At 60.8% G+C, this 11,979-nt stretch carries 11 protein-coding genes; 4 read left to right on the plus strand and 7 right to left on the minus strand.

The features are described 5' to 3' along the window. Positions 1–299 precede the first annotated feature (299 nt). Together N2597_RS25470 and N2597_RS25475 are read left to right on the plus strand one after the other, a co-directional pair. Positions 300–1,283 (plus strand): tagatose kinase, encoded by a 984-nt coding sequence (locus tag N2597_RS25470; RefSeq protein ID WP_096764511.1) that lies wholly within the window; start codon positions 300–302, stop codon positions 1,281–1,283. Between the two features lie 3 nt (positions 1,284–1,286). After that, positions 1,287–2,564 carry a D-tagatose-bisphosphate aldolase, class II, non-catalytic subunit gene (locus N2597_RS25475; protein WP_096764510.1) on the plus strand — a complete coding sequence of 426 codons (1,278 nt, stop codon included), beginning with the start codon at positions 1,287–1,289 and terminating at the stop codon, positions 2,562–2,564. A 51-nt stretch (positions 2,565–2,615) separates the two neighbouring features. Here the strand turns inward: N2597_RS25475 and N2597_RS25480 are convergent, their stop codons facing one another. The 7 genes from N2597_RS25480 to otsB all read right to left on the minus strand — a co-directional run bounded on the left by N2597_RS25480 (position 2,616) and on the right by otsB (position 9,450). Beyond that, complete coding sequence (locus N2597_RS25480) at positions 2,616–3,380, minus strand: SDR family NAD(P)-dependent oxidoreductase (protein ID WP_096764509.1); 765 nt, start codon at positions 3,378–3,380, stop codon at positions 2,616–2,618. Positions 3,381–3,421: 41 nt separating this feature from the next. Further along, complete coding sequence (locus tag N2597_RS25485) at positions 3,422–4,150, minus strand: SDR family oxidoreductase (RefSeq protein ID WP_183596058.1); 729 nt, start codon at positions 4,148–4,150, stop codon at positions 3,422–3,424. Positions 4,151–4,175: 25 nt separating this feature from the next. Further along, positions 4,176–5,435 carry a sugar ABC transporter permease gene (locus N2597_RS25490; RefSeq protein WP_183596060.1) on the minus strand — a complete coding sequence of 420 codons (1,260 nt, stop codon included), beginning with the start codon at positions 5,433–5,435 and terminating at the stop codon, positions 4,176–4,178. Then, positions 5,432–6,253, minus strand: a complete 822-nt coding sequence (locus tag N2597_RS25495; RefSeq protein WP_096764506.1) for an ATP-binding cassette domain-containing protein — start codon at positions 6,251–6,253, stop codon at positions 5,432–5,434. The genes N2597_RS25490 and N2597_RS25495 overlap by 4 nt, the downstream gene beginning before the upstream one ends. A 69-nt stretch (positions 6,254–6,322) precedes the next feature. Further along, entirely contained in the window at positions 6,323–7,396 is a 1,074-nt protein-coding gene (locus N2597_RS25500) for an ABC transporter substrate-binding protein (protein ID WP_179363907.1), read from the minus strand. A 236-nt stretch (positions 7,397–7,632) separates the two neighbouring features. Next, positions 7,633–8,517 carry a helix-turn-helix domain-containing protein gene (locus tag N2597_RS25505; RefSeq protein ID WP_096764505.1) on the minus strand — a complete coding sequence of 295 codons (885 nt, stop codon included), beginning with the start codon at positions 8,515–8,517 and terminating at the stop codon, positions 7,633–7,635. A 201-nt stretch (positions 8,518–8,718) separates the two neighbouring features. Then, positions 8,719–9,450, minus strand: coding sequence for a trehalose-phosphatase (gene otsB, locus N2597_RS25510; RefSeq protein WP_051650006.1), 732 nt, complete (start codon positions 9,448–9,450; stop codon positions 8,719–8,721). Between the two features lie 171 nt (positions 9,451–9,621). Here otsB and N2597_RS25515 point away from each other — a divergent pair, with 171 nt between their 5' ends. Together N2597_RS25515 and N2597_RS25520 are read left to right on the plus strand one after the other, a co-directional pair. Beyond that, positions 9,622–10,707: an ROK family protein gene (locus N2597_RS25515; RefSeq protein ID WP_183596062.1), complete on the plus strand. Its 1,086-nt coding sequence runs from the start codon at positions 9,622–9,624 to the stop codon at positions 10,705–10,707. 686 nt (positions 10,708–11,393) lie between these two features. Beyond that, on the plus strand, positions 11,394–11,696 hold the full coding sequence (locus tag N2597_RS25520; RefSeq protein WP_341356261.1) for a hypothetical protein: 303 nt from the start codon (positions 11,394–11,396) through the stop codon (positions 11,694–11,696). Positions 11,697–11,979 lie beyond the last annotated feature (283 nt).

The raw sequence follows: 11,979 nt of genomic DNA on the forward strand, positions 1-11,979 counted from the left end.
ACATAAAATTACATGCGTAAAGTTTATCCGTCATCTTGGTCAACCTTGTCAAGGAGGTTTTGGAGGGGCAATCGGCCGGAATTCGAGCGTTTCGCGCGGAAATTTGGTTTGGTACGGGTCAAACGTGAGTTTCGCAACGCAAAATAAACTCAGCCTTTCTCTATTGCAGCGCAATATTGAAATTATCGCGCGTAAAATTATTCTTGACTGGTTCTCTTAACCAAGTTACGGGCGGATCGAGGTTTTGACGAGTGCGCGGAGCGCAGATGCCGCCGCTTCCCGCATGAAGGAGTTTGCAGATGCCGTCACCGCAAAGGGCGATTGCGCCGGAAGCGCTTGGGCCGACGATCACCGTCGGCGAAATCCTTGTGGAGATCATGGCCACGACGGTCGGCGCGGGTTTCCTCGAGCCGCAATCCCTGACGGGGCCTTATCCGAGCGGTGCGCCGGCCATCTTCATCGACCAGGTTGCGCGTATGGGCGGAGCGGCAGGCATCATCGCCGCCGTCGGCAATGACGATTTCGGCCGTTTGAACGTCGATCGCCTGCGCCAGGACGGCGTCGACGTATCCGCCATCGCAATCCATGAAGACTGGCCGACAGGCAGCGCTTTCGTTCGATACCGGCCGAATGGCGCCCGTGATTTCGTCTTCAACATCGCCAGATCCGCGGCCGGCCAGGTCGGCTTGACCTCTGCCGCTGAGGCTCTCGTCCGGCGCGCCGGCCATGTGCATGTCATGGGAACGGCCCTTACCATTCCCGGTGCCCGCGAGGTGATCCTCTATGCCGTCGAGACGGTGCAGGCCCGCGGCGGTTCGGTGTCGCTGGACCCCAACCTTCGTAAGGAATTGCTGACCGATGACGGCGCGTTGGACAGCTTCAACCAGGTGCTTGCCACAGCCGACCTGCTGCTGCCTTCCGGCGAGGAGCTTTTCACCGCCGCCGGCAGCACTGACGAAACTGCGGCTGTCGCCAAGCTTTTGGAGAGCGGCATCGGCGAGATCGTGCTGAAGCGCGGCGAACAGGGTGCTTCCTTTTTTGGCCTCGGCCTCCCGCGCATCGATTGCGCCGCCTTCGCGGTTGACGAGGTCGATCCGACCGGCGCCGGAGACTGTTTCGGCGCGGCCTATCTCACCTGCCGCCGCAAGGGCATGGAGCCGGATGCCGCCCTGCTCCACGCCAATGCGGCCGGCGCTCGCAACGTGACCCGGCTCGGTCCGATGGAAGGCGTCTCCACCCTTGCCGAACTCGCAGCCTTTATTGCCGCAACCCCGAGGCGATAGACGATGGACCGGATATTGACCCGTCTTGCCGCTGCTCGGCGCGAAGGCAGACCCTTCGGCATTACCTCAGTCTGCTCCGCCCATCCCCTCGTCCTCAGGGCTGCCATCCGGCGGGCGGTGCGCGAAGGCGGGCCGGTCCTGATCGAGGCGACCTGCAACCAGGTCAACCATCTCGGCGGTTACACCGGCATGACGCCGGAAGACTTCATCCGCTTTGCTGAGCGCATTGCCGCTGAGGAAGGGCTCGAGCGCGCGCGGATGATCTTCGGCGGCGATCATCTCGGCCCCAATCCGTGGCGCAAGAAGACGCCGGAAGCAGCGCTTGAGCAGGCATCGCTTATGGTTGAAGCCTATGTCAGAGCCGGGTTCGGCAAGATCCACCTCGACGCCTCGATGGGCTGTGCCGGCGAGCCGGCGGCACTCGACGACCGGACGATCGCCGAGCGGGCCACAGGATTGGCAGAGATCAGCGAAAAGACGGCGAAAGCGATCGGCGCGCCGCCGCCGCTTTATATTCTGGGCACCGAGGTTCCGGTGCCTGGTGGCGCCGATCATGCGCTCGAAGAACTCCGGCCGACCGCGCCGGAGGCCGCTCGTGCAACGATTGCCATCCATCGCGAAATCTTTTCGCGAGCTGGGTTGGAGGACGCCTTTTCCCGCGTCATCGCCTTCGTTGTCCAGCCGGGCGTCGAATTCGGCAGCGAGAACGTCATCGGTTACAGGCCCGAGTTTGCGACTGAACTGACCGCGCTTCTCGACGAGGAGCCGCAATTCGTCTTCGAGGCCCATTCCACTGATTATCAGACGCGGGAGGCGCTGACGCGGCTGGTGCGGGATGGCTTCCCCATCCTGAAAGTCGGCCCCGGCCTTACCTTCGCGCTGCGCGAGGCCGCCTATGCGCTGGACGTGATCGCGACCGAGATGGTTCCCGGCTACGGCGACAGGACGCTGGCCGCAACGATGGAGGCGGTGATGCTGTCGGCGCCCGGCGACTGGCAGGCTCACTATCACGGCGACGAGACGGCCTTGCGTCTGCAGCGGCACTATAGCTACAGCGATCGTATCCGCTATTACTGGAACCGGCCCGAGGCGGAGAAGGCGTTCGAGACACTACTCGCCGCTCTGCGCGGCAAGACAATCCCGGAGACGCTGCTGCACCAGTTCCTGCCGCAGCTCTCGCCGGCCGAAGCTGGCGATCCCGAGGCGATATTGATTGCCGCGGTCGACCGCGTGCTTGCCGACTACCAGAGCGCCGGCGGCACGACACCCATGAACTTCTGAAAGCGAAACGGCGTAGCGGCTGGTCGGGACGCCGCCCTCCCCTCTCTAGCTTTACCGCGTCGTATAGCCGCCGTCGATCACAAGTACTTCGCCGGTGACATAGCTTGCCGCCGGCGAGCACAGAAACAGGGCAGCACCGGCGACCTCCTCCGGCTGCCCGACGCGCCCCATCGGCGTCATGCTGCGCCAGGTCGGGAACCAGTCGGGATTGTCGATGCCGCCCCGCGACATATCGGTTTCGATATAGCCCGGCGCAATGGCGTTGACGCGGATGTTCTCGGCGGCAACTTCGCTGGCGAGGCTCTTGGTCATCATATGAACCGCCGCCTTGGACGTATTGTAGGCGACCTGGTTCTGCGGGATGTTGGAAATGATGCCTGAGATCGAGCCGATATTCAGAATGACGCCGCCACCCTGGCGGCGCATGGGCGCGAGCGCGGCGCGGCAGGCGCGGAAGACGGCATCGACGTTGACGGTCATGATCTCGCGCCAGATGGCATCGGAAAACTCGCCGCTGTTGCCGTGAATGGCGATGCCGGCATTGTTGACGAGGATGTCGAGCCGGCCGGTCCGCGAAAGGGTTTCCGTCACGAGCTCGTCGGCAGCAGGCTCCTTCACCAGATCTGCGGCGATGAACTCGACCTCGACACCGGCCTTGGAGAGCCGTTCCTCGGCGACTTGATTGCGCGTTCGTCCCGCGACGACGACCTTGGCGCCCGCCTCCCCGAGCGCTTCGGCGATTGCCAGCCCGATGCCACGCGTGCCGCCGGTCACCAGCGCCACCTGTCCATTCAGGCGAAATCTGTCGAAGATCATATCCGTTTCCCTTCTGCGTTTGCCGGGCGGCTACATCTTCATCAGATGTCCGTGCTCTGCGGCAGGATGACGAGATCGCGGATCGTGACGTTGCGCGGGCGTGTCAGCATGAAGAGCACGGCTTCGGCTACTTCCTTCGGCTCCATCAGGCCGCCGGCGGCGAGCGCCTCATCCAGCTTTTCCTGCGGCCAATCGCTGAGAAGCGCGGTGACGACCGGACCGGGCGCAACGGCGCCGACGCGCAGGCCGTGCTTGGCCACCTGCCGTCTGAGCGTGTGGACGAAGGCCTGAACCGCGTGTTTGGAAGCCGTGTAGATCGGCTCCCAGACGACGGGAACCATGCCGGCGACGGAACTCGTCAGGATGATGTCTCCGGTCTTGCGCTCGACCATGTGCGGCAGGACGGCATGCACGGAGCGGAAGGCGGCGTTGATATTCAGGTTGAGCATTCGGTCCCAGGCATCGGGATCGCCGCCCAGCACCTCGCCGCCGATATAAGAGCCGGCATTGGCGTGGAAGATGTCCAACTGGCCAGCCTTCTGCAGGATTGCAGGCATCATCTGCGCCACGCTTTCGGGGTTCAAGAGGTCGACCACCAGCGGAATGGCATCTGCACCGAGTGTCGAGCAGATTTCCCGCAAGCCTTCCTCGTTGCGATCGATCAGCACGACCCGGGCGCCGGAGCCAAGCATCGCTTTGGCGCATTCCAGGCCGATACCTGACGCTGCCCCGGTGACGGCCGCGACTTTTCCAGACAGATCCTGTCCCATTTGCTTCCTCTGCTTTCCTGGTTGTTTAGGCTCGGCCGTGCGAAATGCGCGATCGGCGTGCCAGAGAGTCGACGATGACGGCGACGGCAAGAACGGCGCCGGTGATCATGTAGCGAAGCGATGAGGACAGATCGAGGAGCGTCAGCCCGCTGGCGATCGACTGGATGACGATGATGCCGAGAAGGGCCGAATAGGCGCTGCCACGCCCGCCGAACAGGCTGGTGCCACCGATCACCGCCGCAGCGATGGCGTTGAGATTGACGTCGCCGGTGCCGGCCTGCTGGCTTGCGGTTGCCAGCCGTGCCGCCGAGAGCACGCCGCCGGTTGCGGCAAGCAGGGCACAGGCGACGAAGGCGCTGGCATAGATGCGCGACACATTGATGCCCGAGCGGCGGGCAGCCTCCCTGTTGCCGCCGACGGCCTGCATGGATCGTCCCCATTTCGTGCGCGTCAGCGCATAATTCATCGCGATGACGAGGCCGACGAAGAGGCCGAACATCCAGGGGACACCACGCGACTGGTTGAGATAGAAGGCGACCGCCTCCAGAGCAACGGTGATGATGACGGCGCGCAGAACAAGTCCGCCGGTCGATTTTGGCGACAGGCCGGCCGCCCGACGCCGCGCCGCAGTGCGGTAGCTGGAGAAAAAGAATGCAATGCCGGCAAAGGCTACGAGGGCATAGGCGACAGGATCCGGCATGACCATGATCTGCCCGAAATTCACCAGCCACGAGCCATAGGTCAGATTGATCGAGCCGGTCGATCCGAGAATGTAGAGCTGCAGCCCGAGAACCGCGAGCAGTCCAGACAGGGTGGAGACGAAGCTAGGCATGCCGAAGCGGTTGAAGAGGAAGGCGTAGAGCGAGCCGATCAAGGCGCCGACAGCCATGGCGGCGAGGATGGCGAGCACCACCGGCCACCCCTGGTTAATCCAGAAGACACCGGTGAGCGCCGAGGCGAAGCCGCTGACGGAGCCGACGGACAGATCAATTTCTCCAACCATCAGAATGCAGACGATGCCGAGCGAGATGACGCCCACCGTCGAGCAGTCGAACAGCATGTTGACGAGGTTGGCGCTGGAGAGAAACACCGGATTGAGCGCCTGGAATACCGTCCAGATGATCGCCAGGCCGACGATGACCGGCAGCGAGCCGAGGTCGCCGGAGCGGATGCGGTCGATAAAGCCGCGGACCCATCCGGTGAGGCTATCGTCATGGCGTACTCGTTCATCGCGCCGGTCGAGAAGCGGAGGTGCTGCCGGTTCGTTCTGAATGGTCTTCATCATGGCCTGCCCTCCTCGTTCTCTTGGCCTTGCGTCTTGCGGCGCATGGCGCGGCGGGAGACGGAATTGTTGGACGCGCCGGTGATCGCGCTGACCAGCGCTTCGTTGGAGGCATCAGGCATGAAGGTGCCGTTGTTGCGCCCGAGCCGAAGGACGACGATGCGGTCGGCGACGGCACGCACATCCTCCATGTTGTGGCTGATCATGATGACGCCAAGGCCGCGCTCGCGCACGCGTTCGATCAGATCGAGTACTTCGGCCGTCTGGGCGACGCCAAGTGCCGCGGTAGGCTCATCGAGCATGATCAGTTTCGGCTCGAGCAAAAGCGACCGGGCGATCGCTACGGTCTGGCGCTGCCCGCCGGAAAGCGACGCCACCGGCTCGCGCACGCTTGGGATTCGGGCCGAAAGCTCGTTCAACAGCTTCCAGGCGCGGATTTCCATGGCGACCTCATCGAGCTGGAAGGGATTTAGCTCCTTGCCGAGAAAGATATTGGCGACCACGTCGAGATTTTCGCAAAGCGCCAGATCCTGAAACACGGTAGCGATGCCGAGATCGAGGGCAGCACTCGGGCTCGACAGGTCTGCCTGTTTGCCCTCGAACAGGATCGTGCCCGAGCTCGGCTGGTGCACGCCGGCCAGGATCTTGATGAGAGTCGATTTGCCGGCGCCATTATCGCCGACGAGCGCCACGACTTCGCCGGCATGCACGTCGAGTTCGATATCGGTGAGCGCTGAGACCGCGCCGAAGTTTTTCGATATTCCGCGCAGGCTGAGAACGGGCTGGCGGGCGCCGTCGAGTATATGAGAGGTGTCGGACATCGCCTGGCCTTTCCGAAGCGAAATAAGGCAAGCGCAACCGGCGATCCGGCCGCGCTTGCCTTGGCTTGATTACTTGGTGATGCCGAGCTTCTTGCAGCCCTCGGCATAACGGCCGGTGCACAGTTCCTCGGCGGTGTTGATCTTCTTGTCGATGATCTCGGCCTTGAGGTTTTCGGCGGTGACGACAGCTGGCACGAAGAGCTGTGCCGGCGTGTCATAAAGCGTCATTTCCGCCTTGATAGTCTCTCCTGCCAAGAGCTTCACCGCGACGTTGGCCGCGGCCGCGGCGACGATTTCGCTCGGCTTGGAGATCGTGTTGTACTGATCCCCCGATATGATCAGCTGCAGTGCGGCGATCGTCGCATCATTGCCGGTCACCGGCGGTACGGGGTCGACACCGGCTGCCTTGAAGGCGGCGATGGCGCCGCCGCCGGTCCCGTCATTGGCGGCGACGACGCCGACGATCTGTTTGCCGAAACGGGTGATCTGGCCGGCTGCCCATTGCTGTGCGTTCGCCGGCTGCCAGTTCGGCGTGTCGAATTCGGCAAGCGTCTTGTAGCCCCCGCTCGCGAGACCCTCGTGAATGCCGTCCTTGATCAAGCCGGCGGCCGCATCGGTCGGCGAGCCGTTGATCTGCAGGATGCCGCCGCCATCCGTCGGAACGCCCTTGGCCTTCAGATGCTGGACGAGCGATTCCGCGATTGCCTTGCCGATCGCCTTGTTGTCGAAGGAGACGTAGAAATCGGCCTTGCCCGTCGGGATCGGACGGTCATAGGCGATGACCTTGACGCCCTGGCTCTGGGCGAGTTGGACGAGAGATGCGGCCGCTGCCGAATCCACCGGATCGAGCACGATGACCTTGGCGCCCTGGGTGATGGCCGAATTGAATTGCTGCTGCTGTTTGGCGATATCGGCATCGGCATTCTGATAGATGACCTTGCATGAGGTGCAGAGCTTTTTCATCTCCGCGACGAAGCCCGGATGATCATGCTCTTCGTAACGGGTCGAGCCCTGGTCCGGCATGAGGAATGCGACCGTCGCATCCGCAACGGCGCTTTGCGCGAAGGCGGAAGTACCGCCGAGCAGGGATAGGGCAAGTGCCGCGGCGCCTGCCGCTTTTGTCGAGAATTTCATCATTTCCATCTCCTCCCATTGGAAAAATTGTGTCGTTTCGTTGTTGCGATGTTCTACTGAACGAGCCGCCTCGCCTGTCCCGGCGGTATGCAGTTTTCTAAGGACAAGCGTCTGCTGTCGCGAACCGCTCATTGCGTGTTCGCGTTCAAACCAGTGTTAGTTTTTGTCTCTCCTCCTCGTCCTCCCTGTCGCCCTTTCAGCGGATGGTTGCTTCTATTACCTGGAACCGTGCTCGTCCGGCGCCCTTATGCCGCCTTGACCACGTTGATATTGTCGCCCAGCAATCGTCGGAAGCGGGAGGGCGTCATGCCCTTTTCCGCGAGGAACTGGCGGTTGAAATTGGATAGATTGTTGAATCCGACCTCGAAGCAGATATCGGTGATCGATGCGTGATCGTCGCTCATCAGGATCTGACAGGCGAGATTGATGCGCAGGCGTTTCACATATTGCACGAGCGACATGCCGGTGTGGCGGCGGAAGGCGCGCGAAAAGGCGCCGGTGGATTGTTCGGCAATGCCGGCAAGATCGGTTTCGTCGAAGGACTTCGTCAGGTTCTCCCTGATATAGGCGAGTGCCTTGTTGATGCCGGCCGACATGTAACCGGACGGATCGGGCAGATAGCTTGGGCTGGCGAGAAGCTGGGCATCCTGCGCCCGGCTGAGCAGGCCGACGATCATCATGAAAAGCTCGATGCGGCGCACGCCGTGGGCCTGCTGCACCTCGTTCATCAGCGGCGCGACCTGCCGGCTGGTCTCGGCGCCGAAGAGCACCCCGCGGCGGGAGGCTTCCAGCACCGGCTCGAAGGGGCCGAGCTCGGCCAGCACCTTCATCGTGTCGCTGATGAAATTTTCGCTGAACTGGATGAGCTGGCATCGGAGCGGAATGCTCGAGCCCTTGGGGACGTCGCTGATCCAGTTATGGGGAAGATTGGGGCCGGCAAGCACGAGATTGCCCGGTTCGAACTCTCCGATGAAATCGCCCACGAAATAGCGCCCGGTTGTCGCCACGACGAGATGCAGCTCATATTCCGGATGAAAATGCCAGCGAACCGTATGATAGGGATAGCCGTGAGCCTTCGTAGCGAAAGATTCGCCCGGCCTGATCTGAACGACTTCCAAGTCAGGTTCCATCGGTTCCTCCTCCGAGGACGGGTTCCAAGCCCACCCGCCAAATTCCCTTTTTGGCTTTATTATTGAGCGGAGTGTAGTGGTCTCGTTTCGCCCTTGCCACCACGATTCGCAGTCAAAACCGATACTTTTTTGACGATCGACGCCGCGCAGGCGGTGCAAAAGATGGCGGCAATCCGCATCGAAGATCGCCCCAGACCCAACTCAGGCGGCCAGCGCGGCGATGACGTTCCTGACCAGCGCAGCCGAAGACAGCCGGCTTGTGGCGCAGCTCGGAGCGCCGATCGCCCCGACGCGTATGGAAACGCCGCCACGCGCATTGGCGATCGCAAACATCGACTCATCGGTCAGATCATCGCCGATGGTGATCGGGCAGCGGTTCCTGAACGGGTCGGACTGGAAAAACCGCTCCAACGCATCACCCTTGCTCGAGCGTGCCGGTCGCAGTTCGAACACCATCTTGCCGAGCTGCAGCGCCCAGTTCGGCCCTGCGAGCTCGGCATAATGATGCATGCGCTCTTCGAGCACTTTTTCATATTCGGGCGCGAGGCGGTAATGGGCGGCAACAGCCGCGCCCTTGTCCTCGATCAGCACACCCGGATAGTGCTCGGCTTCCGCGGTCAGCGCATGCTTCAGCGCCTGAAACTCGGGTGACGCCTCGAGCGTATGCATCCCGGCGGCACTCCTGATCTCGGCGCCGTGCAGGCCCGCAGTCGGAAATGCAAAGGGTTTAAACAGGGCATCCGCATAGGCAAGCGATCGTCCGGTCACCAGCGCCAGGGCGCCGCCGAGCTTATTCGACAGACGATGAAGTTGCCCGGGAAGGGCCTCCGGGACCTCGATCGCGTCCGGCGTGGGCGCAAGGTTGAGCAGCGTCCCGTCGATATCGAGAAACATTGCCCAGTGCTCCGGCTCATCCAAAACCAATGAAAGCATTTCCTGTGTGGCGTCGTCGTCCTGCACGGTCTTCTCCTAACTCTGCAATCATTGAAGCTAGGTCGCCGACCGGCCGCGACAAGATGACTTGGCAGTCGGGAACATCCCAAGGCAAGTCAGCGTTTTATCTGGCCGCCCGTTCGAAGCACTCTCGTCGTAAAAGGTAGTATGATGGCCAAAAGCAGTTCCAAGCATAGCGAGGAGGTCAATGCTCCGTTGGCGCATGGTGCGACCGTTCTGCCGCTGGTGACTATCGACGACTACAACAACGAACTGCGTGACAGGAACGGCTTCGTTGGCGACAACGCCAACAAGAAGACCTTTCAGCAGAAGCTCGACGATTGGAGAAAACATGTCCGCAAATTCGGAGACGACCCGATCGGCGAGGTTGCAACAGCGAAGCTCTCCAAGAAAAAGATCGAGGCTCTGCTGAAGGGAGACGACATGGAGGCCGCCGCACTGATCATGGGCGCCATGGAAGATTTCGCGCAGGACTTTGCCGAGGTGATCAGGAAGTTCCTCAAGGACGAGCGTTGGTCCAAGACCGAACGCATCGTCGTCGGCGGCGGTTTCCGGCAAAGCCGCTTCGGGGAGCTGACGATCGCCAGGACCATGGTTATCCTCAAGGCAGCCGGCATAAATATCGAGGTCGTACCGATTGTCCATCATCCCGATGAAGCAGGGTTGATCGGCTCCGTCCATCTCATGCCGCCCTGGATGTTCAAGGGATATGAGGCAATTTTGGCCGTCGATATTGGCGGCACAAACGTCCGCGCCGGGATCGTCAAGTTCGGAAAGGAAAAGACACAGGATTTCGCTGACGCAAGCGTTTGGGAATCGACGATCTGGCGTCATGCCGATGACGAGCCAAGCCGTAGCGCAACAATAGAGAAGCTGGGGGCGATGTTGGAGGACTTGATCGAAAAAGCTCGAAAGAGCGATCTAAAACTTGCTCCGATTATAGGGATCGCCTGTCCTGGCATTATCAAGATCGATGGTTCCATCGAACGCGGCGGGCAGAATCTGCCAGGCGGCAATTGGGAAAGCGACAGCTTCAACCTCCCCGCCGCGCTGATGAAGGCCATTCCGGAGATCGGCGATCACAGCACATTCGTGATGATGCACAACGACGCCGTCGTGCAGGGCTTGTCGCAGATAGCCTTCATGAACGATGTGTCGAAGTGGGCGGTGCTGACAATTGGCACGGGTTTGGGCAACGCTCACTTCACCAACCGCGAAGGAATGAAGACGCGATAGCTGTAAACCCCGAGCCTGACGATGCTGCCCCGCCCGGGGACGCGGGAGCGAATCTGAGGTAAAGGCCGGCCGCGGAGCATTATGGTAAATAGCCGGTAAACAAGAAGGAATTCCACAAACGGAAGCGAACTCGGCGGTGAATTCCGCTAGGAGTGATTGGCCATTTTGCGGAACTTGGAGTGAGGAGACCGGATCAATAAGGCTAGTGGCGGCTCTGCGAGACCAGAGTCATATCATACCCGCCGAACCGTGATTCGCCTAGCATAGCCATTGTTATCTTTGCCGTTGATTTGAACGCGACGGCTGGAATGTCGACTTGAGTGCAATTGCTGGGCATGTTCCCTGGTCGGCCATCGACCGGATCTTTGGGTAGCGAATGCCGACCTCTAAAAGCCAGCTACGCCTAAAACAGATTGTAGCCCGAAACTGCTCACAATTTTTCAGCACCATGCCCTCGCATTCCTCCGTTTAGATCTGGGAGAAATGGCGGAGCGCCCCTCGCCGTGGTATGCAGCAGCACGCTCTTGTGGACCTTCGGCCGAAATCTCCGGAGTTTGTTGATAGCAGCGTCTGGAGCGATGCGACGCTTTGCATATGGGGCCAGCGCTGCGAGGCCTTGATCTCGGTAAACAGAAACGATCCGAGGCCCGGAATCGGACGCGATACCGCATCCGGGAAATGGAAAGATGGAGGCCCCTCCCCTCTCGTGCCTAGCGTATGAAAAGATGGTGATAACGCCGACTGGTTATTTCCGGCGGTTTGAAAATGCGCTTATCTTTGCGGCTTCAAGCCTTGTACAGACGAAAGATTGGATAATGAACTTCAAGGGAATAAGCGCTCCGCTCAACGCTGGTCGTCTCGAGCAGATGCTCGGGCTTGCCCCGTCACGCCGCGATCCTGAAAGCCAGGACGCAAATAACAAGTCTTCCGGCAATGAAGCCATTCGCCAGCTGGAGGCCGAAAACCTCTATCGTTCGTCCTATAAATAATACGGATTACCTGATCCGGTCTGCGCTCCGTTACGAGATTCGGTCGTTGTAGGGCGGGGACGCCGACTCGCATGAAAATCCATCGGCTTTTTAGGCTCGCTTCGGCGGATGTAGACCTGACCGCTATTGTCAGCTGACAACAAAGCTAAGATTCCGGAATTCCACATGATTTCTTCTGTAATTCCGGTTTGTTCTCTCTTCGCCAACCAAGAAATCGCTTGACGGAACCGCCAGACTCACGATCATTTGCGCAAAATTACCCGATTTATCAGGATTTGCGTGA

The organism is Rhizobium sophoriradicis (genome assembly GCF_025200795.1).
Taxonomy (GTDB): domain Bacteria; phylum Pseudomonadota; class Alphaproteobacteria; order Rhizobiales; family Rhizobiaceae; genus Rhizobium; species Rhizobium sophoriradicis.

Coding starts and splice junctions, on each gene's coding strand:
- N2597_RS25490 (WP_183596060.1), bottom strand. CDS start 5,435: ATGATGAAGACCATTCAGAACGAACCGGCAGCACCTCCGCTTCTCGAC.
- N2597_RS25485 (WP_183596058.1), bottom strand. CDS start 4,150: ATGGGACAGGATCTGTCTGGAAAAGTCGCGGCCGTCACCGGGGCAGCG.
- otsB (WP_051650006.1), bottom strand. CDS start 9,450: ATGCTTTCATTGGTTTTGGATGAGCCGGAGCACTGGGCAATGTTTCTC.
- N2597_RS25475 (WP_096764510.1), top strand. CDS start 1,287: ATGGACCGGATATTGACCCGTCTTGCCGCTGCTCGGCGCGAAGGCAGA.
- N2597_RS25505 (WP_096764505.1), bottom strand. CDS start 8,517: ATGGAACCTGACTTGGAAGTCGTTCAGATCAGGCCGGGCGAATCTTTC.
- N2597_RS25470 (WP_096764511.1), top strand. CDS start 300: ATGCCGTCACCGCAAAGGGCGATTGCGCCGGAAGCGCTTGGGCCGACG.
- N2597_RS25480 (WP_096764509.1), bottom strand. CDS start 3,380: ATGATCTTCGACAGATTTCGCCTGAATGGACAGGTGGCGCTGGTGACC.
- N2597_RS25520 (WP_341356261.1), top strand. CDS start 11,394: ATGGAGGCCCCTCCCCTCTCGTGCCTAGCGTATGAAAAGATGGTGATA.
- N2597_RS25515 (WP_183596062.1), top strand. CDS start 9,622: ATGGCCAAAAGCAGTTCCAAGCATAGCGAGGAGGTCAATGCTCCGTTG.
- N2597_RS25500 (WP_179363907.1), bottom strand. CDS start 7,396: ATGGAAATGATGAAATTCTCGACAAAAGCGGCAGGCGCCGCGGCACTT.
- N2597_RS25495 (WP_096764506.1), bottom strand. CDS start 6,253: ATGTCCGACACCTCTCATATACTCGACGGCGCCCGCCAGCCCGTTCTC.